Source organism: Moorena bouillonii PNG (assembly GCF_001942495.1).
Classification (GTDB): Bacteria; Cyanobacteriota; Cyanobacteriia; order Cyanobacteriales; family Coleofasciculaceae; genus Moorena; species Moorena bouillonii.
The window spans coordinates 5753615-5775850 of the sequence record NZ_MKZS01000001.1; the positions used below are offsets into that span (position 1 = coordinate 5753615).

General features: G+C 44.0%; 12 protein-coding genes and 1 pseudogene. 3 read left to right on the forward strand and 10 right to left on the reverse strand.

The genetic code is table 11. From position 1 onward, the window contains the following. Window positions 1-27 precede the first annotated feature (27 nt). Window positions 28-1088, reverse strand: a pseudogene (locus BJP37_RS34880) (IS630 family transposase). A 1106-nt stretch (window positions 1089-2194) separates the two neighbouring features. On the opposite strand from BJP37_RS34880, the gene BJP37_RS23420 reads away from it, so the two are divergent. Both BJP37_RS23420 and BJP37_RS23425 read left to right on the forward strand, forming a co-directional pair. Next, window positions 2195-3703, forward strand: a complete 1509-nt coding sequence (locus tag BJP37_RS23420) for a group II intron reverse transcriptase/maturase (protein ID WP_075902385.1) — start codon at window positions 2195-2197, stop codon at window positions 3701-3703. Between the two features lie 391 nt (window positions 3704-4094). Then, window positions 4095-9557 (forward strand): tetratricopeptide repeat protein, encoded by a 5463-nt coding sequence (locus BJP37_RS23425; RefSeq protein WP_229415428.1) that lies wholly within the window; start codon window positions 4095-4097, stop codon window positions 9555-9557. 94 nt (window positions 9558-9651) lie between these two features. Here BJP37_RS23425 and BJP37_RS23430 read toward each other — a convergent pair whose 3' ends face one another. From BJP37_RS23430 to BJP37_RS23460, 7 genes are all read right to left on the reverse strand, one after another. After that, window positions 9652-10389 (reverse strand): methyltransferase, encoded by a 738-nt coding sequence (locus BJP37_RS23430; protein WP_075902387.1) that lies wholly within the window; start codon window positions 10387-10389, stop codon window positions 9652-9654. Between the two features lie 83 nt (window positions 10390-10472). Beyond that, the gene (locus tag BJP37_RS23435) at window positions 10473-11276 is read right to left on the reverse strand and encodes a class I SAM-dependent methyltransferase (RefSeq protein ID WP_075902389.1); all 804 of its coding nucleotides are present in this window, start codon (window positions 11274-11276) and stop codon (window positions 10473-10475) included. Between the two features lie 21 nt (window positions 11277-11297). Beyond that, a complete protein-coding gene (locus tag BJP37_RS23440; RefSeq protein WP_075902391.1) occupies window positions 11298-12002 on the reverse strand; it encodes a class I SAM-dependent methyltransferase in 705 nt (234 codons plus the stop codon). Window positions 12003-12148: 146 nt separating this feature from the next. Further along, window positions 12149-13708, reverse strand: coding sequence for a radical SAM protein (locus BJP37_RS23445; protein ID WP_075902393.1), 1560 nt, complete (start codon window positions 13706-13708; stop codon window positions 12149-12151). 180 nt (window positions 13709-13888) lie between these two features. Next, window positions 13889-15448 carry a radical SAM protein gene (locus BJP37_RS23450; RefSeq protein WP_075902395.1) on the reverse strand — a complete coding sequence of 520 codons (1560 nt, stop codon included), beginning with the start codon at window positions 15446-15448 and terminating at the stop codon, window positions 13889-13891. 175 nt (window positions 15449-15623) lie between these two features. Continuing rightward, window positions 15624-17177 (reverse strand): B12-binding domain-containing radical SAM protein, encoded by a 1554-nt coding sequence (locus tag BJP37_RS23455; RefSeq protein ID WP_075902397.1) that lies wholly within the window; start codon window positions 17175-17177, stop codon window positions 15624-15626. Window positions 17178-17926: 749 nt separating this feature from the next. After that, on the reverse strand, window positions 17927-19255 hold the full coding sequence (locus BJP37_RS23460) for a KamA family radical SAM protein (RefSeq protein ID WP_229415429.1): 1329 nt from the start codon (window positions 19253-19255) through the stop codon (window positions 17927-17929). Window positions 19256-19717: 462 nt separating this feature from the next. On the opposite strand from BJP37_RS23460, the gene BJP37_RS23465 reads away from it, so the two are divergent. Continuing rightward, the gene (locus BJP37_RS23465; protein ID WP_075902401.1) at window positions 19718-20506 is read left to right on the forward strand and encodes a DUF4058 family protein; all 789 of its coding nucleotides are present in this window, start codon (window positions 19718-19720) and stop codon (window positions 20504-20506) included. Window positions 20507-20700: 194 nt separating this feature from the next. Here the strand turns inward: BJP37_RS23465 and BJP37_RS43855 are convergent, their stop codons facing one another. Next, complete coding sequence (locus BJP37_RS43855) at window positions 20701-20829, reverse strand: AraC family transcriptional regulator (protein ID WP_143727759.1); 129 nt, start codon at window positions 20827-20829, stop codon at window positions 20701-20703. Continuing rightward, the gene (locus tag BJP37_RS23470) at window positions 20813-22183 is read right to left on the reverse strand and encodes a cytosine deaminase (protein ID WP_075906394.1); all 1371 of its coding nucleotides are present in this window, start codon (window positions 22181-22183) and stop codon (window positions 20813-20815) included. Before BJP37_RS23470 ends, BJP37_RS43855 begins: the two co-directional genes overlap by 17 nt. Between the last annotated feature and the right edge of the window lie 53 nt (window positions 22184-22236).

Genomic DNA, 22236 nt, shown 5'->3' on the forward strand with positions numbered 1-22236 from the left:
ATATGAAATCCGGCTAAATAGTTACTGTTAAGCCTTGGCATCCTGCCACCAGTGAAAATGGGTGAGTCCCCGGATCAACTCAGGCTGTTTTAGTAGTACGCAACACCGATTACATAGAAGTTGCTCTAACTCAAAGATGTTCTCAAAGGTTCGGTTAGCAATCGGCTCATCCAAGATTGACCAAAGACGTTCTGCAGGTTGCAACTCAGGGGAGTAAGGGGGAAGAAACTCTAAATGTAATCCTTCTGGTAGCACGATATCCTGACCGGTGTGCCAACCGGCTTGGTCAACAGTTAAAATAACGTGTTTATTTTGGCCTAAGCTGAAATGTTGGGCAAAGTCAGCCAGGACTTGATTGAACAGTTGAATGTTTACTCTCGGTAACAACCACCAATAGGTTTGACCCGAAGCTGGATGCACAAAACCCCATACCCAAACCCACTCATAGCGCCACTGCACTTTGGCAATAGGGGTTTCCCACCAGGGAACCCAGAGGCGGCGCACCATAGGTTTGAGTCCAACTCGATGTTCGTCCATCGCCCACAACTCAATCTCTGCCCCCGGGTGCTGCTGCTGTAACTGCTCTACTCGCTCAGGCAGTTTTTTTTCCAGGCTTCTTGCTTGATGGGATCTTGCTGTTGATGCTCCGGACGGGGCAGCCGTAGCCGAAACTCCATCTGCTTGAGATATTCCCAACCTCGTTGAGGCGCAACCGGACGGTCGAGCACTCGACTCATCCAATCAGCTACCTTACGACCATTCCACAACCCGCTCTCATCCACAGGGGCTTCTATAGCTTGTAGGAGTTGGGCTTGTTGAATCTCGTCGAGTAAAGGTTCGGCTCCACGATTATGATGCCGACCATCACCTACCCCGGCTTCCCCCTGTTGGTTGTAGCGCTTGGCAATCACCCGTATCCAGCGCAATGAATACCCTGTTGCCTCTCGCACCTCTTCGGTCTGCTTACCTTTTGCCAGCAACCACAGGATTTGGTATTGGCTGCGTTCTACAGCATCACTGGCTTGACGATACCGTTCTTCCAATTCCTCACAACTAAGATGAGGTAATAGGCTCAGCCGTTTGGGCATAGATCTTTCCCGACTCACTCTATACAATAAGTCTACACCCGGATTTGATATGACATGGGTAACAGTAGCGAAAGTCCTGAAAAAGTGTCTTATGGGTAAGCCGCAATCTGATAGAACCACAGCGAGACTTGATTCCCGACTATCCTCACAACGTTTTTAACAGAACAGTTGTAATCTCCGAGGAGGGAATAGGCAAAATGGACTGCCCTAAATCACCAAAACAATCTGATGGACGGAACAAGTAAAAACGGCAGCAATAATGAGTCTGTAGACCGGTCGAATCTACGGTAAGTTATGTCGAACCTAATCCTCACTGCCGGGTAGGATGCAGCCTAATAACTGGCTGCGGGTATTCAGAATATACGAACTCTAGGAGAGAAAGATTAGACGCATGGTAAAACATAGCGAATCANTTTGTTAGTGCGGCTTGTTCTAAGTAGGAGCCTCCTGAAACAGGAGGGGTATGACTTAGGTAACTCGCGGGGAAAACCCCAAAAGTTATAACTGTCCATCTGGATGGCGGTGCAAACCCGACCCCCTGGAGAGACAGGTGACTCCCTACCTTGGCCACACCGAGTTTGAAGTTACCGTAAGACAGTTGAGCCTTTATGGGCGATCGGTCTTGCATAAAAGGGTTAAATCTTTTGTAATAAGGCTCAACTGTCTAAGGTTTCATCTCCGAGGCGACATCCTAGCAGAGTGAAGCTGGCACCAGGACGCAATCAGACAAGTTTCAGATGCTTGACACTGGCGTTAACGGGGAGGTGACATGGGTAACAGTAGCGAAAGTCCTGAAAAAGTGTCTTATGGGTAAGCCGCAATCTGATAGAACCACAGCGAGACTTGATTCCCGACTATCCTCACAACGTTTTTAACAGAACAGTTGTAATCTCCGAGGAGGGAATAGGCAAAATGGACTGCCCTAAATCACCAAAACAATCTGATGGACGGAACAAGTAAAAACGGCAGCAATAATGAGTCTGTAGACCGGTCGAATCTACGGTAAGTTATGTCGAACCTAATCCTCACTGCCGGGTAGGATGCAGCCTAATAACTGGCTGCGGGTATTCAGAATATACGAACTCTAGGAGAGAAAGATTAGACGCATGGTAAAACATAGCGAATCATGGAAAGGTCAAAACTGGAAACAGCACAAAAAGAACCTATTCCGCCTACAAAAGCGAGTATATAAAGCGGTTCGAGCAGGTGACTTGAAGAAGGCCAGGTCACTACAAAAACTGATTATGAAATCCCGCTCAGCCCAGCTTTTGGCAGTCCAACAAGTGACCCAGCTAAATAGTGGCAAAAAGACGGCTGGAGTTGATGGAAAGTCAAGCCTCAACTTCAGAGAACGCATGGCACTGGTAGAAACATTGAACGACCATGCTTTTGACTGGAAGCACAGCCGACTTCGCGAAGTCCCAATCCCTAAAAAGAATGGGAAAACCCGAATGTTGAAGATACCAACCATTGCAGACCGAGCATGGCAATGTCTAGTCAAGCTAGCTCTAGAACCAGCCCATGAGGCAACATTCAGTGGAGATAGTTATGGATTCAGAACGAGTAGGTGCGCCCAAGATGTCCAAAAACGTCTATTCAATCACCTGCAATCCAACCACAATGGAATAACCAAAAGAATCATAGAACTAGACATCAAGAAATGCTTCGACCGTATCAGCCATACCTCCATAATGGAAAGGGTAATAGCCCCGGTTAAGGTGAAGAACGGAATATTCAGATGCCTAAAAGCAGGAGTATCCGTAGAGTTCCCTGACCAAGGTACCCCCCAAGGTGGTGTGGTTAGTCCCTTGTTAGCAAATGTGGCACTAAATGGAATAGAGGATATCCATACAAGCCTGCGATACGCAGATGATATGGTGTTTATCCTAAAACCAAAAGATGACGCTGAGAAAATCCTCCAGAAAGTTAAGGACTTCCTAGCCAAAAGAGGAATGGAAATCAGTGAAGAAAAGACCAAGCTAACTAAAACGACAGACGGATTTGACTTCCTGGGGTGGAGATTCCGCGTCAGAAAAGATGGTAAGTTCTTGTGTACTCCCTCAGAGGAAAATCACAGAAATATCCGTAAGAAGATTAAAGCCGTAGTCAACTGCTCGAATTATGGTGCTGAAGTAAAAGCAAAGAAACTAGCCCCTATCGTTCGCGGATGGCGTAACTACCACAGCAGTTGCGATATGAGCAGCGCTCGGGATAAATTATGGTTCATGAATCACACTGCCCACCGAAAATTCCGAAAGGAAAAGAAAATAAGTCGGTACAGAGCTGATGAACTATGTCGAAAGGCATTCCCAAAGGTAGGTTATAAACAAAACCAACACGTGAACGTAAGGGAGACTAAGTCACCCTATGACGGTGACCTAGTCTATTGGAGTAAGAGGAACTCTCGCCTTTACTCCGGTGCTACAGCTGATGTATTGAAAAAGCAAAACCATTCCTGTGGACACTGTGGGTTGAAGTTCTTAGAAGGCGAAGATGTACACCTCCATCACATTGATGGAAACCACGACAATTGGTCAAAAAAGAACTTATTAGCAGTTCATCGCAGCTGCCATCAACAGATACATTGGAGCACTCGGAAAGGAGAGGATATCTAGGAGCCGGATGAGGTGAAAGTCTCACGTCCGGTTCTGAAGGAGAGGTGCCGGGGACAATACCCCGCATCGACTCTAACTACACCAGTACTGGTTTGTTATACACCAGTACTAGTTAACGAGAAACGAGTACTGGTATGTGATCAACTAGTACTAGTTAGCGAAAAACTAGTACTAGTTAGCGGTAAATGGGTACTCGTGTGTTAGACGTCATTACCTGGTCTGGTTTGTTGTTAACTGCTAACCTGCTAACCTGCTAACCTGCTAACCTTGGCCTATTGGCCACGCTACGCGAACAACCTGCTAACCAAGTCCCTCACCCAATTTAAAATTTCCTTAGTAAAATTTGCATAAAAGTAGCACCACCTAAGGATATATAGTAAGAAACTACCAAGTGGCTGATTTGTCAATGGGTACTTACTCTACTATTCCTGTATTCTGTCTCAAGCTAGCTAGTGCTACCTTACTCTGCCTGCTCTCACCGATTCTAGCTCCAGAAAATTTGGGAGTTGCTCCAGCAGTGGCTCAAACGACTCCAGACCAAGCCACTCAAGCGGAGCAGTTATTCGATCGGGCAAGGTTAGAGTTTGTTAAAGGTCAGTTGCCTCAAGCCAAGGATAGTTATCAACAAGTATTGAAGATTTATCGGGAATTGGGAAACTCTTCCGGTAAAGCTAAAGCTCTTAATGGCCTTGGACAAGTTTACAATCTATTATCTCAAGAAAGCAAAGCCCTGGAAGTATTGCAAGAAGCTCTGAAAATCCGTCAAGGTCTAGGGGAGCGAAAGGAAGAAGGGGAAACCCTGACCCATATCGGAACAGTTTATTCAAGTCAAGAAGACTATCCTAAAGCTCTGGAATTGTTGGAGCAAGCCCTAACTATTAACCAAGAAGTAGGTCATCAGCTTGGGATTGGTTATGCACTGGTTAATCTTGGCTCAGTTTACTCCTCCCAAGGAGAGTATGACAAAGCCTTAGATAGGTTAGAGCAAGGTTTGAGTATTCTCAAAGAAGTAGGTGAGACTCAGAAAAGCGATGCTCTGAAAGAGCCGCTACGCGATTGGCCTTTGGCCACGCTTCGCGAACGCATTCTCGCACGCTACTATCAAGCCTACGCTCTGAATGGGATCGGCTTAGCTTACATCAGGTCAGGGAAATTGAGCCAAGCTTGGGAGTTTGTGGAGCAAGCTCATGCCCTGAGTCGAGAAGAGGGTTATCAATTAAGGGAAGGTGTAGCCCTGACCTTGAAGGGAATACTGTATAACAATCAAGGAGAATTGGATAAAGGGCTGGAAACTCTGGAGTTGGCATTAGCCATTACTAAACCAACTGGTTTTCGGGGATTAGAACAGAATATTCTATTTTGGATTGGAGGGATTTACAACCAGAAAGGAGAGTATGTCAAAGCCCTTGAGGTTTACCAGCAATCCTTAGCTATTCGGCGAGAATTGGGTAAGCGTAAGCTGGAAGGAATTGCGCTCAATAATATTGGCTTAGTTTACTATAAACAGCAACAGTATGACCAAGCCCTCAACTATTATCAGCAAGCTTTAGCTATTCACCGCAAACTTAAGAATCAGGCTGGGGAAAGCACTACCCTTGGTAATATTGCTACACTTTACCACAAGCAAGAACAGTATGACCAAGCCATTGACTATTATCAGCAAGCTTTAGCTATTCACCGCGAACTCGAAAATCAAGTTCAGGAATGGATTACCCTTACTAATCTTGGAGATGTTTCCGTTAAACAGGGAAAGTATCAGCAAACCATAGACTATTATCAACAAGCCTTAGCCATTTCCAAAAAAATTGAAAATCTCACAGGAGAAGGTGCAAATCTTTGGGGGATTGGGCAAGCTTATTATAAATTGGGCAACCATGACCAAGCCATAGACTATCACCAACAAGCCTTAGAGATTTTTCGAAAACTTGAAAATCGCTCCGTTCAAGCAACTATCCTGGGAGGTCTTGGACTAGCTCAAATCAGCCAAGGAAACTATGATCAAGCCCTAGACTCTTATCAGCAACTCCTAGCCATTGCCCGAGAAACCAAAGACTCCTCTCAAGAAATAAATGCTCTCAATTTTAGTGGGCAAGTTTATGTATCTCAGGGCAAGTATGACCAAGCCCTAGATTCCTACCAGCAAGGTTTGGTTATTGCTAAAGACATTGATGACCAGAAAGCTACTGCAACCCTCCTCAATAATATTAGCTTAGTTTACCGCAAGTGGGGAAAGTATGACCAAGCCCTAGATTACTTACAGCAAGCCTTAACCATTAGCGAAAAGTTGAACGATTCCATAGGAATTGCGAATCTATTCAACAACATTGGATCGATATATAAAAACCAAGGGAAGTATAGCCAAGCTCTAGACTATTATCAGCAAGCTTTAGCGATTAACCAAGAGTTGGGCGATCGCGGTCGTGATAATGTTGCTACTAATTTCAATAATATTGGGGAAGTTTACCATAGTCAGGGTGAGTATGACCGAGCCAATGAATACTACCAGCAAGCTTTAGCTATTTTTAAAGAAATTGGCGAGCGCTCCAGTGAAGCCAATACCCTTAATAATATTGGCTCAGTTTACGATGCTCGGGGTGAGTATGACCGAGCATTAGAATACTACCAGCAATCTCTAGCTATTTCTCAAGAAATTGGCCAGCGCTCAAGGGAAAGTACTACCCTCAATAATATTGGGTTTATTTACTATGCTCGGGGTGAGTATGTTCAAGCCAAAGAATACTACCAGCAATCTCTAGCTATTTCTCAAGACCTAGGTGATCGTTCCAATGAAGCCAATACCCTTAATAATATTGGAGAAGTTTACAGCAGTCAGGGTGAGTATGACCGAGCAAAAGAATACTTCCAGCAAGCTTTAGCTGTTTCTCAAGAAATTGGCCAGCGCTCAAGGGAAAGTACTACCCTCAATAATATTGGGGGAGTTTACAATGCTCGGGGTGAGTATGAGCAAGCAAAAGAATACTACCAACAAGCTTTAGCTATTTTTCAAGATTTAGGCGAGCGTTCCCAGGAAGCTGTTACCCTCAATAATATTGGGTTTATTTACTATGCTTGGGGTAAGTATGCTCAAGCAAAAGAATACTACGAGCAATCTCTAGCTATTTCTCAAGACCTAGGCGTACCCTCCCAGGAAGCTAGTACCCTCAGTAATATTGGGTCAGTTTACAGCAGTCAGGGTGAGTATGACCGAGCATTAGAATACCACCAGCAATCTCTAGCTATTTCTCAAGAAATAGGCGATCGCTTAGGGGAAGCTACTACCCTCAATAATATTGGTTCAGTTTACAATAGTCAGGGTGAGTATGCTCAAGCATTAGAATACTTCCAGCAATCTCTAACTATTGTTCAAGACATTGGACACCGTTCAGGGGAAGCTATTACTTTGGGCAGCATCGGAAGCGTTTACAGTAGCTGGGGAGACTATGCCAAATCCTTAAACTATCATCAGCAATCTCTAAAAATTAGTCAAGACATTGGTAACAAGGGAGGAGTTGGTGAGACTCTCCACAATATCGGAACAATTTATAGTAACCAAGGGGAGTATGACCGAGGTTTAGAATACTTACAGCAATCTCTAGCTATTTTTCAAGACATTGGCTACCGTTTAGGGGAAGCTGCTACCCTGGGCAACATCGGAACAGTTTACAGTCACTGGGGAAAGTATCCCAAAGCCCTAGAATATAATCAAAAAGCCCTAGCCATTCGTCAAGACATTGGTGACCAAGCTGGTATTGGCACCACCTATAACGCTATGGGCGGAAATTATCTGGATTTGGGAGATTATCCCCAAGCCTTGGACTACTTCAACCAAGCTAAAGCCATTTTTCCCAAAATTGGGGCTAAGGCAGGGATTGTGCAAACCCTAACTAACATCGGAGAAGTTTACCAAAAACAAAAACAATATCCCAAGTCTATAAAATTCTATCAGCAATCCTTGGCTATTTCTCAACAGATTGGTAATCGCCTGGATGAAGCTATAGCCCTGAATCTGCTCGGAAGAGTTTATGAAGAACTGGGAGAGTATACTAAAGCCAATGACTATCATCAACAAGCCTTAGAAATTAATCAAACAATTGGGTTCAAAGCTGGGATTAGCTCTACCTTGTACCATATGGGAATAGTTTACACTAACCTAGAAAAGTATCCCCAGGCTTTAGCAGCTTATCAACAAGCCTTAGCCCTTTCCAGAACTCTTGGCACTCGCTTAAGGGAAGGGCAAATTCTGGCTGGTATGGGTAAGTTGTATGATACCCAAAACCAATCGGAATTAGCGATTACCTTCTTTAAACAATCCGTTAATGTCCGAGAAGGAATCCGCAAAGACTTAAAAGTTCTGCCCATTGAACAACAACAATCCTTTACCAATACTGTTGCCCAAGACTATCGCCGCTTGGCTGATTTATTGACCCAACAAAATCGCAACTTAGAAGCCCTACGGGTGCTCGATTTACTGAAAGTGCAGGAGTTGCAGGATTACCTGAGTAATGTGCGAGGGGATGATAACACCGTTGATGGCATTACAGAACTGACTGAAGAACAGGAAATCATCAAAGGTACCCAACCGATTATCGACCAAGCCATTGCCCTGGGTCAAGAACTCAGTGAACTAGAAACTATTGTTAGGGATAAGCGCACCCAAAGCCAGCAACAGCGAATCATTCAACTTAGGAAAAATCAAGCCCAGCTCACCAAAGACTTTCAAAATTTCCTGAAGAGTCCAGAGGTAGAAGCTCGCTTGGCAAAGTTGAGGGAAACTACAGAAGCAGAAAACTTAGACTTAAAGAAGTACGATCGACGATTACGAGAGCAACTCCAGCAATTGGAACAGGATGCGGTTATTCTCTATCCCCTAGTATTAGAAGACCGCTTGGAATTAGTCCTAGTCACCCCTTATGCTCCCCCGATTCGCCGCACGGTTAAGGTAAAACGAAAAGACCTGGAAATAGCGATTAAAAACTTCCGCAGACTCCTGGCAACTCCAGCTCGTGATGCCAGACCTCCCGCTGAGCAATTGTACGACTGGCTAATTAAACCCATTGAAGCGGACTTAGCCAAGGCCAATGCCAAAACTATAATTTATGCTCCTGATGGCAAATTGCGCTATATTCCCCTAGGGGCACTGTATGATGGCGAGCAATGGCTAATTGAGCGGTTGAGAGTTAATCAGATTACTGCTCTGAGCCTAACATCCCTAGACAATCAACCCACACCACAGTTAGACGTGTTTGCGGCAGCGGTCACCAAAGCCCATACTATTCCGGTAGGGGATAAACGGCATAACTTGGCTGCTTTAACCTTTACCCAACCAGAAGTAGAGCGTCTGGCAGAAACCTTTCCCAACACTAAGACATTGATCGATAAAGAGTTTCACGGGGATACGATTTATCAGATGAATGACTATTCCGTTGTGCATCTAGCCACCCACGCTCTGTTCGACAAAACTAAACAAGATTCCTTTATTCTGTTTGGTGATGGCAGTCACGTTACCCTCAGCCAGGTAGAAGAAAAATGGGATTTGTCTAATGTAGATTTAGTAGTGCTCAGTGCCTGTCAAACTGGATTAGGCGGAGAATTGGGAGATGGCAAAGAAATCCTGGGTTTTGGTTATCTGATGCAAAATGCTGGTGCGGATGCTGCGATCGCATCCCTGTGGTCAGTGGATGACCAGGGCACCCAAGCCTTGATGACTAAATTTTATCAGGTCTTGAAACAGGGGAAGGTTACTAAAGCGGAAGCCCTCCGACAAGCTCAAATTGCTTTAATTACCAAAGTAGAGTATGGTTTGGAGCATCCCTTTTATTGGGCACCATTTATTTTAATTGGTAATGGATTGTAGGGAATAGTAACAACAAGGCTTTTAAGACCCGGTGGGTGGAACGGGCATCTTGCCCGTTACAATCGGACAGACTGTCCCACCTACGCCATATTTACTAAGCATATTTTTTAACAGACAACAATAAACCGTGTCCTGAAGCTTCTCCTACATACCACAGTAATTTAAGGGTGCTCAAATCGAAGTATTTAGCTAAATGGGATGTCACTTCCAGATACAAAGGAAACTGGTCATTGAAAACGCGATAGAATAAAATAAATTCTCCTGATGGTGCTAATACTTTGCCAACGTCACTAATAGCTCTGAATACGATATCGTCATTCCTTAAAATTCCCATTTCGTAAGATTCAGGATCGATGGGGCGCTCGATTGAACGACTGGGAAAAGGCATAAATATAGTATCGTAGGTTTCTTCCGCTTCTCCTGCACATAAATCCTGCACCTTCACCTGATCTTGACTTCGCATCAGTGGATGATTTTTAATTTCCCCGATGTTGGGATGAAGATCAGAAAATAAGACCTTTTGACTCTGTTTCAAAATACAGCAAAAGCCAATCACTCCCGCACCGCATCCGAGGTCTAGCACCCGCTTTCCTTGGACATCAACAATACCACTCAAAATACCACTCATAAACGCTTGAGCAGCAATTCCACCGTAGGGATTAAACACCCCTTTGGGAACGACAACATCAAAAACGGATTCATTTTGGTAAAGGATCGTAATTTCTCGGTCTTTTGATGAAAGTTCCTGATGAAAATTCAGATAATCTTTGCGATTATACTGTAAACTTTCCCCGTCTTTGAGAATAATTACAACGTCTTCTTGCTTAATCATTTTGAAAATCTTTAGCTCAATGGAATAGAATCAATAATTAGGTTGGCTTAGCCATAGGCTAAAAGCCAACTACCAGCTTAACTCTACACCTTTTTGCAACCATATAAGCACCAGCCAATTTCTCCAGCAACTACCGCTTCACCCGTTTTTTGATAAGCTAGACACCTTTCTGGGTCTGAATCGTTAACTCGCTTGGCTTGAATATCATAGGTTTTTTTCATATGCCAACTCAAGTCCTGAGCTTGGAAAATTTCAAACCCAATTTGAATCAGAGCAGTTTCGTAAATTTGGGGACTAAATAAATCTGTCACATGAAGTCGTTGATAGACGTATTTTGATGTATCTTCACTGATTTCAGAAACGTTAACGACTAAGTCGCCAAACACAAAAATACCACCGGGCTTGAGAACGCGATAAATTTCTTGTAAAGCGGTTTCCCGTTCACTGATGTGTAAGAGAGTTCCTTGACTCCAAACATGACTAAAAGATTCATCCTCAAAGGGTAGATTAGTTGCTGAGCCTTGTTTAAACTCAAGGCGTAAACTGGGAAAATCTTGGGCTTTGATCTCAGCAGTCTGGATATGAGTGTTACTAATGTCAAGTCCGACCACTGCACAGTTAGTTTCTTGAGCAATATAAATTGCTGTATTGCCATTACCGCAGCCAACATCAAGAGTACGACCCTTTGCATCAATATTACTTTGACTAAGCATATATTGATTTAAGCGATCGCATGCTGCCATCAATACCTGTTCATTGTTAGGAGCATTTAAGTCTTCAAAATATCCCCAGTGTTTACTACCATCAGGATTCCAGGGAATTTGATATTGACTTTCTACTGTATCATAATAAACTTCTACCTCTGCCTCTGTAAACGTCTGCTTCATTGTTATATATCCAATCCCATCTTAAATTCTTCTGATTATCATAACTTGATTCGCCCCTACTTGAAACTCAAACTCTGAGGTTTTCACTTCCACTGTTAAGCCTTGTTGCTGTAAGGAGGAAATAATCTCCTCAAAATAAGCAAAAGGCTTACTTCTGTCTTGCTCGTTAGCCCGTAAGGGAAACACTCGAACGTCACGAGCAACACGAGCTAGTTCTAGCAGTGAATCAATGGTAAAGGTTTTGGGGAAGTGAGCTTGGAAACTAAATAGTAAATGCCCACTCGTTGCCAGATCAAAAGTATTATCTTCAAAAGGCAGATGGGGAAGGGAGGCAGTGATATATTTCTCTTGGGATTGCCAATAGTTTCGATAGTCTTCAATAAAGGAATCTAAAATCTCGACTTGCCTGTTTCTGAGGTCTTCAAGGCTCTGGTAATAATCCCACTTTCTCTGCTGGCTAGTTTGGGAAATTTTGGCAACTACGTAATCAATATCCCGGCTAGCAATTTCTAAGAGCCTATCAGGATCGTTAACATACTGAGGATCGACAGCGCAAACCTCAATCCCTAATGCTCTTGCTTCTCGACCAAAAGAAGCTGGAGCACCAGGACAATCTAGGATTGATTTACCAACCCAGTCTGAGAAGTCCAAGAGGAACATTTTGCTATACTCTGCCAAGGAGCGTCCATAGAAGGTAACTCGCTCTAAGTTAAAGGACTGGCTCATAACTGGTTTGTTGCATACTATTACAGTTGTTTGGTAGTTTTTTTAAATTGCTATAAGTACCAACACTAAAACCAAGTGTGATCAGACTTGTGTGATCACACTTCTTGGAAAAGGCTTCCAGATAGAGGAAGCCTTTTGCCAGGTCGCTATACTGTCACCGCCACTTTTTCTTCATTCATAGTTTCTGTCGGTAACTTTCTGAACCGTTGAGGTGATTGTAGGTTTTTCGAGTCACCAACTTGAGCCAGGCGGAATTGCCAATCAGACACTTGCTCGTAGCTCAGGTGTTTAGTGTCAATACTTGCTGTCCAGAATCCTGCAAAAATAGCGGGATCATCAAACCTCAGCAGACCTGATTTCCGAATTGCTTCACCTTGTGGGGTTCCTAAGATGGGAGAAATTACGAAAGGAGTGGTTTGAAAAATGATCGATGGGTTAATTGCTTTCGCTTCATTATACACTTCCCACAACGCTTCTTCGAGTTGACGCAAACTATAATCATCATCATCGGGAAGACCGATAATGACACCATAGCTAATCATGGGAATGCCAGCTTGGACAATGGTTCGCAAAATTCGTTTATGTTGTTGCCAGGGAACCAACTTGGCATAGGATTCCCTGCCAAAAATGGGTCGTTCAGCAGGAATATAAGCAGCAAGGGTTCCTGTTGTTCCATTCCAATGATAGAGAGCGTTGATCACTTCTTCATCAGGGGTTAGGTCTTCCTTTTTTCCTCTGTTTCCCCGTCCGAGAGTCATTTTCCTCAGTTCCAAACCATTGGGCCAAAGAACGGTTAAATCCATTTCCCGCAACCCGTTCATAATTTCGAGTACTTCTTCTCGACCACCGGGAAAAATGACACGACCTAAAAATTGATCGGAAACACTAACTACCGATTTTGCTCCTGCTTGGCGCTGTATATCCAGCCATTCCAGAACCCGTTGAGGAGACATTCTGCGATACCCTGTACCGTAGGTAGGAGTTTGGCAAAAGTCACAGTGGCGATCGCAACCCATATCTGGAAAGATCGAACCAATGGGTAACAAATGCTCTGGGAATGGGTCCATCCAATATTGGTTGCCCAAGCATTGTTTAGCCACATCCAAAGATGGTAAGGGCCACTCTTCGGGATGCAATGGTTTTTTACTCTTGCGATACTGAGTGCGATCAGCTAAGGTTACACCAGTTAGTTCCTCTTTCGAACCTTTTCCTAACAGATAATTAAACAGTGGCCAATTGGCAGCTCCCGATTTATCTTGAACCACAACAGCAGCACCGTTACGCAGATAAAATTCTGGGTCAGCAATTGGGTCAGAGCCACCGACAACCACAGGTCTCCCTTTACTTGCCAGGTGCTTCAAGAGTATTACGGCAATTTCACGGTATAATGTAAAGTTTATGGTAATACACCACACTGCACAACTCGCCGGATCCACCGTCTTGATATCAATACCGACGTAGTTCTTAGTCAGTTCGATGCCTCTCCAAGTAATTCGACCGTAATTTTCTTCGTAATCCCCATCTCTGAGATTAATAAATCGAGCCTCAAAGCCTCCTGCTTCAAGACTTGATAGCAATATTTGCTTGCTAACAATTGGTTCATACTTCCGCAAGGAATAAAAATCGTTGCCATCTGGATCAGATAGCTTTAACTGGGGCAATTCAACTAATCCGATAGTCGAGTTTTTCTCTTGTGCAATTGTCATTGTAGTTTTCCAATCAATCAATGGTGTTTTTGATGCCCTAGGATTTCTCTACTCAGCCCGGAACAAACTGCCTGTTACTCTTCCGATTGCAGTTGAAAAAAATCATCTAGGGCAAGGGCAAAATCTGATCAAACGATATTGGTAAAAGCTTGCTAATCTGGAAGCCTTTTTCGGATGTCCCTATACTGACACCGCCGTTTTTTCAGTATTTTTTACTTCATCCGGCAACGTTCTGAACCGTTGAGGAACTTGCAGGTTTTTCGAGTCACCAACGCTAGCTAGGCGGAACTGCCAATCAGAGACTTGCTCGTAGGTGAGATGTTTGGTGTCACTACTCGCCGTCCATAATCCCCCCCAAATAGTAGGGTCATCAAACCGAATCAGACCCGATTTGCGTATAATTTCGCTCTGTGGCGTTCCCAATATGGGAGAAATAGCAAAAGGACTGACTTGAAATATAATTGAGGGGTTAACCTCTTTCACTTCATAATAAATTTCCCAGAGTGCTTCCTCTAGTTGGGAGAAACTATAATCGTCATCATCAGCCAAGCCAATAATCACACCATAGCTCACCATAGGAACACCGGTTTGTACAACTCTTCGCACAATTCGTTTGTGTTGCTGCCAGGGAAGTAACTTAGCATAAGATTCTCGTCCAAAAATAGGTCGTTCGGCAGGAAGATAACCTGCAAGGGTTCCCCTTCGCCCATCCCAATGAAAGAGAGCATCGATCAGTTCTTCATCGGGAGTCAAATCTGTGCTGTCATAGTTGCGTCCGCGTCCGAGGGTCATCTTTCTCAGTTCTAGACCATTCGGCCAAAGAATTGCTAAATCTCGTTCTCGCACTCCCTTCATGATTTCTAGAACTTCTTGTCGCCCATCGGGGAAAATCACCCGCCCTAGGAATTGATCGGAGAGGCTAACCACTGATTTTGCCCCTGCTTCACACAGTACATCTAACCATTCCATTACTCGCTTTGGGGACATGCGGCGATATCCTGTACCGTAAGTAGGGGTTTGGCAAAAATCACAATGGCGATCACATCCCATATCTGGGAAGATCGCACCAATAGGGATGAATTCTTCAGGAAATGGATCCATCCAATATTGTTTTCCTAGGCATTGTTTAGCAAGTTCTACTGATGGTAAGGGCCATTCTTCGGGATGGAATGGAGTTTTTTGTTTAGTATATTTATTCCCGTCAGGGAAAACAACACCAGTTAGAGCTTCTTTAGGGCCTTTTCCTAACAGATAATTAAATAGCGGCCAGTTAGCAGCGCCAGATTTGTCGAGAACAACTACTGCCGCTCCGTTGCGAAGATAAGCTTGAGGCTCGGCAAAGGGATCGGAACCACCAACAACTACTGGTTTGCCTTTGCTAGCCAGGTGCTTCAACAGCATCATTGCTATTTCACGATACAATGTGAAGTTAACTGTAATGCACCAAATTTCACAGCTTTCGGGATCGATGCTCTCGATCTGAACGCCGATATAGTTTTTAGTTAGTTCAATGCCTCTCCAAATTTTTTTTCCGTAGTTTTCTGTGTAATCCCCATCGCGAAGATTAATAAATTTAGTCTGAAATCCTCCTGCTTGGAGATGCGATATTAAAACTTGCTTGCTAATAATTGGTTCATACTTCCGCAGAGAATAATAGTCGTTGCCATCTGGATCAGATAGCTTTAACTGGGGCAATTCAACTAATCCGATAGTCGAGTTTTTCTCTTGTGCAATTGTCATTGTAGTTTCCCAATGAATGGTGCTTTTGATGCCCTAGGATTTCTCTACTAAGCCCGGAACAAACTGCCTGTTACTCTTCCGATGGCAATTGAAAAAAATCATTCAGTGCTAGGGCAAAATCTGATCAAACTATAGTCTTGGGTATTGGCTTCCAGATTAGGAAGCTTCTCGGTACCTATACTGACACCGCCGTTTTTTCAGTATTCTTGGCTTCATCCGGCAACGTTCTGAACCGTTGAGGAACTTGCAGGTTTTTCGAGTCACCAACGCTAGCTAGGCGGAACTGCCAATCAGAGACTTGCTCGTAGCTGAGATGTTTGGTGTCAACACTAGCGGTCCAGAATCCTGCAAAAAGGGCTGGGTCGTCAAACCGCAGAAGACCGGATTTACGAATTATTTCGCCCTGTGGCGTTCCCAAGATCGGAGAAATCACAAAGGGACTGATTTGAAATACCATTGAAGGGTTAATCGCTTTGACTTCATCATAGATTTCCCAAAGCGCTTCCTCTAGCCGTAACATACTCTCATCGTCATCATCAGGAAGCCCAATGATCATGTGATATACGATCATGGGAATACCAGCTCGCACAATCGTTTTCACAATTCGTTTGTGTTGCTGCCAGGGCAGTAACTTGGCATAAGCTTCCCGTCCAAATACAGGACGCTCGGCAGGAAGACCACCAGCCAGAGTTCCCTTTTGCCCATCCCAATTATAGAGGGCGTTGATCAGTTCTTCATCGGGGGTTAAATCTGTGCTGTCATAGTTGCGCCCACGCCCTAGAGTCATCTTCCTTAGCTCCAGACCATTGGGCCAAAGAATGGTTAAATCCATTTCCCGCAACCCTTTCATAATATCGAGCACTTCTTGTCGCCCATCGGGGAAAATCACCCGCCCCAGGAATTGATCGGAAACGCTTACTACGGATTTTGCTCCTGCTTGACGCTGTATATCCAGCCACTCCAGCACCCGTTTAGGAGTCATTCTGCGATACCCCGTACCATAAGTGGGGGTTTGACAAAAGTCACAGTGGCGATCGCAACCTATATCTGGAAATATGGAACCAATGGGTTTTAAATGCTCGGGAAACGGATCCATCCAATATTGCGTTCCCAAGCACTGTCTCGCCACATCCAAAGATGGTAAGGGCCAGTCTTCGGGATGCAATGGTTTTTTACTGTTAGGATATTGAGTCCCGTCAGCTAAGACCACACCAGTGAGTGCTTCTTTGGGACCTTTTCCTAACAGATAATTAAATAAAGCCCAATTAGCAGCGCCGGATTTGTCCTTAACCACTACTGAAGCACCGTTGCGAAGGTATATTTGGGGGTCAGCAAAGGGATCGGAACCACCCACAACCACTGGCTTACCTTTACTGGCCAGGTGCTTTAGCACCATCATTGCTATTTCCCGGTATAGTGTGAAGTTAACTGTAATGCACCAAACTTCACAGCTTTCAGGATCGACACTCTCTATCTCAACACCAACATAATTCTTAGTCAGTTCAATGCCTTTCCAGGCTATCCGTCCGTAATTCTCTTGGTAATCCCCGTCTCTGAGGTTAATAAATTTAGTTTCAAAGCCTCCTGCTTCAAGACTGGATAGTAATATTTGTTTACTAACAATTGGTTCCCATTTGCGCAGGGAATAAAAATCGTTCCCATCGGGGTCAGATAGCTTAAGTTGAGGCAATTCAACTAGTCCAATGCATCCTGATGTTTTATCAGACATTCCAGCAGTCTCCTAAACGCAAAAGCTTATTAATTTTTTCTGTTTCTTTCTAGAGAGGGAGTGCTTAGGAGCTAAACTTTCCCATAAACACTTGCCCTAAATTTGGGGACTTCATGGCCAACAAAACCCATTACGGTCTGTATTTTGACATTACAGGCCGCTATAATAAGAATATAAGCTACAATTTACAGATATCCCAGAAATTTGTCAATAGTCACTGGAACTCAGACAATTATCTGAGTACACGGAGCGCTAGTTGATGATAGAGTCCCTTAGAAAAGTAACACACTTCACAGGTTGCCCATGGACTAAGCTTCCACTGTCAGCAGGGATAAGTATATGGACAAAAATACCCATAATTTATTAATTTTTGTAAAGTTCCCAAAATTCTCTCTACTTCCTCCTCCGTTCCCGTAGCGTGGCCGACAGCCTCAGTGCCTGCTCGCTATTTCAACAGTTACTTTTACTTGTGGCCGACTACTTAATTTCTAGCTCAAATTTTGGATCGAACCTAGCTAACCTTACTGGTTCACCCACAGAGTCCCAAGGGGGTGCATGTCAATTTTGTTAACCCCTGGTTCAGATCCCCCGTTTCCCTTAATAAGGGGGACTTTTCAATCTAATTCCCCCCTTTTTTAAGGGGGGTTAGGGGGGATCTATGTACCTAATTACAAAGTTGACATGCTCCCGTCCCAAGGACTTTGTGGGTGCGATCGCTTAAAGCCTCTAGCTAAGTTGTGTTAATCGCCTTACACCATCTTCCGGGTCAAAATTTCTTCTAGCTCGCTTTCATAGAAAAATTTCGATTCACCGAAAGCAGGCTTCAAATCTCCTAACCAGGTTGCCTCAGGATCAAAACTGGCAAAGAAAGGTCGATTGCACCACTGAGGGTTACGAGCTTGTAAAAAAGACAAAACAAACACTTTCTCCCCTTGAATTTCGCTAATACCTTCAATTTTGACTTTTCCTGGTAAGGCAGACATTACCGGACCACGAGCAGTTCGCCCTAATCCCGATACTTGTTGTATGGCTTGACGATAAATTTCCCAAACCTTAACTAAAGGAATTTCAAAATAGTCTTTAGCTCCTGTTTGTCGTTCGACAAACATATAGTAGGGAATACAGCCTAAGCGTACCTGCATTTGCCACATTTTCCCCCAGGTATGGGCTCTATCATTGATGTGGCGAACAACAGGAGCTTGGGTCCGAATTTCCCCTCCCGTTGTGCGAATACGTTGGATTGCTTTTTGAGCGATTTGTGTATCTAGTTCTCGCCAGTGTTCGTAGTGAGCCATGATTGCTAGATGCTTACCCTGTTGCACTACTTTTTCAAATAAACGCAACAAATCATCAGCATCTTCATCGGTGACATATCGGTAGGGCCAATAAGAAAGTGATTTGGTTCCAATGCGAATAGTTTGAATGTGGTCAAATTCCCCTTCTAATAAAGGTTCGATATATAAAGCCAGCTGTCGTGCTTTCATGGTCATCGGATCACCACCAGTAAGCAATACATCAGTGACTTCCTTGTGTTCTCGTAGATAATCTTGAAAATGACCCGATTCGCGAGTCGCAAATTTAAGATCATCTAATCCGACAAATTGTGGCCAACGGAAACAGAATGTACAGTAGGCATGGCAGTGTTGACCTGCTGTGGGAAAAATCAAAACTGTTTGTTGATATTTGTGTTGTACTCCCTGTAAAGGTTCACCTTCAAACGACGGGACGTTGTATTGCTTTTGTCCTGCGGGATGGGGATTAAGTCGAAGACGAATTTCATTGGCAGTTTGTCGCAGTAGTTTTTCTGGAGCATTGTCTTTTAGGAGTTGAACCATGGTATTCAAATCCCTTGACGATAACATTTCTGGCTGGGGAAATGTTAAGCGAAAAATTGGATCATCAGGTATGTTTTTCCAATCAATAAGTTCTTCAACAATGTAGTTATTTGCTCGAAAAGGTAGCACTTTAGCAACAGCTTGCATTGCTAAGCGGGTTTCAGATGATATACAGGCTAACTGGGACAGTGACTTAAGATCTTTGACTGAGTAAAATTGGATTTTTTGAGATTTAGTTTTCATCGCTTTCATCGCCGAATAGGAATGGAGATTATTTGTTTATTCACCTCAGGTCTGTCAGGATAAAGAGGTTAAACTCCATAGATGTCCCAATCATTTTTACTTGTGTAGTGCGGTAATTATTTCCCATTCTACCTTACCTGATACGTAAGCAGTGCCTGAGGGGGTATTGAAAAAAACTAGGTTTTCAGTAGCCCATGACTTTCATGGGCAAAGAGCCACCTCAACATGAGGTACACAGATTTTTTACCTCTTCCATCTTCTGAATTCAGTGCTCCGAAGCTCTTTTGGCGTTTGCGCAGCGTGGGCTTGGCCCAAAGCGTGGCCTACGGCCTTAGTCCCTGCTCCCTAAAACCCAAAAACTTGGATCTTACTAGCTTCAAAAGCGAACAACCTGCTAACCTGCTAACTTGCTAACCTGCTATCCTGCTATCCTAGAAGACAGAGCTGATCGGAGGTGAAGCGATGCCGTCAATCTTTCCCGGTATGGATCCGTATTTAGAGCATCCAGATTTATGGCCAGAAGTACATCACTGGTTGATTAGTTTCATTGCTGAGTGTTTAATTCCTCAGGTACGTCCGAAGTATAAAGTAGCTATTGAAAAGCGGATTTATCCGGTTAATACAACTAATGAAGATAATGTCTTATTAGTTGGAATTCCTGATGTTACTGTTAAACGTCAACCAAATACTGAAGATTCTCCCACCTCTAACGTTGCTGTTGCTTCACCAACAACAAAACCAGTAACAGTAATCGTTCCTATGCCTGAACAAATCAAGCAAGGGTATTTGGAAGTAAGAGATATGACTACCGGTGCTGTGGTAACCGCTATCGAAGTTTTATCTCCAGTTAATAAGCGTTCTGGTGAAGGGAGAGAAACTTACCTGAAAAAACGCCAACGGGTGTTAGGAAGCTTGACCAATTTAGTGGAGATTGATTTGCTCAGAGGCTGGAAAACAATGCCACTCTTAGATAAGAGTATTGAGAGCGATTATCGGATTTTAGTGAGTCGAGAGGAGCGTCGCCCACGAGCCGAGTTATATACTTGTGATCTGCCAGAGCAGCTACCAACTTTTTCCCTACCGTTACGTCCAGAAGATTCTGAACCCATAGTATATTTACAAGGTATAATTAATAGTGTTTATGAGCGAGGGGGTTATGATTACCAACTCGATTATGACCAAGAGCCAGTACCAGCTTTCTCAGAAAATAATCGGATATGGGCTAAGGAATTGTTGAAAACTGGTATATAGTATTTATCAATTGGGTAAGGAACAAAGTCCTGGGTTTTAGGGAACAGGGAACAGGGAACAGGGAACAGGTAAAAATTATGTATGTGTACCTCATTACTATGATAAATGCTATACTTAGCTTTTGCCTCAGTACAAAAATAATTAAGATCGGAAGCGATAAAAATAAATTTCAGTCCTGAAATAATCAACTATTATTAATATTCCCGATTCCCAATTCCCGACTCCCGATTCCCGATTCCCGATTCCCGACTCCCGACTCCCGATTCCCAATTCCCGATTCCCGATTCCCGATTCCCTGCCCTATAACTAATCCAACTCAGCATAATCCGGCAACCTAGTATCAATTGGCTTACCCTGACGCAAGATAATTCGGTCATGTTGGGGACGGGACAAAAGTTCACTGAAATGGCGTCCCTTAAACAAAATCAAATCTGCCGGGAGTCCCACCCCAATCCTACCCATCTCGGGTAAACCCATTAAATCAGCGGCTGTCTTGGTTACGGCACAGGGCCAATCACCGATGGGCATATCTAAATGGGCAATCCGTACCGCTTGGGTAAAGACTTCTAATACATCATGGTCCCCAAATCCATAAAAGGGGTCTCGACAATTATCACTAGCTAAGGTTACCGGAATACCCTGTTGTTTAATTTCATGAAGCCTGGTGACTCCCCGCCAAGATGGTGTAACGTTAGCCTGTCGATCTTGTAAATAAAGATTGCACATCGGTAAGCTAACAATAGCAATTCCTGCGGCTTTGACCAACTTGAGAGTTTCCGCAACCTCCTCTAAGGGTTGCACTGCTAAACTGCAACAGTGACCACAAATAATTTTTCCGGTAAACTGATGACGAATCGCAGCTTGGGCAATCTGTCTTAGGCAATGGGAATTGGGATTACCGTTTTCATCAGCATGGAAATCTAGGTTGAGGTTTCTCTCCTTAGCTAGGGAGAAGATAGTATCGAGTTGAGCATCCAGGTCTTGGTTGCTATAGGCTACCCCCCCAAGTATCCCTCCGATTTCAGCAATTTTGTCGGCTAAGGTAATGCCAGCGGGAGTTTGATAGTAATCTAGTGTAACTAGAGACACTGGTTGTAGGGTAACTCTGTCTTGCCATTCTTTCTGGAGGGTTTGGAAAACGCCTAGGCTAATCGCACTTTGTTCTCCAACCCAGTCAATGTGGGTGCGGATAGCTTTAGTGCCATGAGCATAGCTACATTTGAGTCCAAATTCCATGCGCCGATATAAATCTTCCCCTTGCCAATAGGTTTCGGCATCAGCATCTCCGGTCAGACAGGCACTATTAAAGGTACCATCAGGATTGGGAGACCGTTCCCAGATATGACCTTTATCCAGATGGGTGTGTATATCAAGAAAACACGGCCATACTTGTCCTTGCCTGAGATTTATACTGGGGATGTGACTAGGTATATTACTGGTATCTGTGCTAGCTTCAACACTGTTTGCATTCCCGTAGCGGCTCTTTTCGACCATCGTGTTTTGCTGCTGCTTGGGAACAATCGCCTTTGGCACTATCCCAGCAATGGCTCCCTGATTAATTTCAATATCAACTAAGCACAAACCCTGCTCGTTGCGATCGCAAACATTGCTGTTTTCCAGTAGGCAAAATGGTACGTAGGCATTTGTGAGCCAGTATCGTTCGGCTGTGGGAATCATTAGGGAGTCGGGAGTCGGGAGTCGGGAGTCGGGAGTCGGGAGTCGGGAGTCGG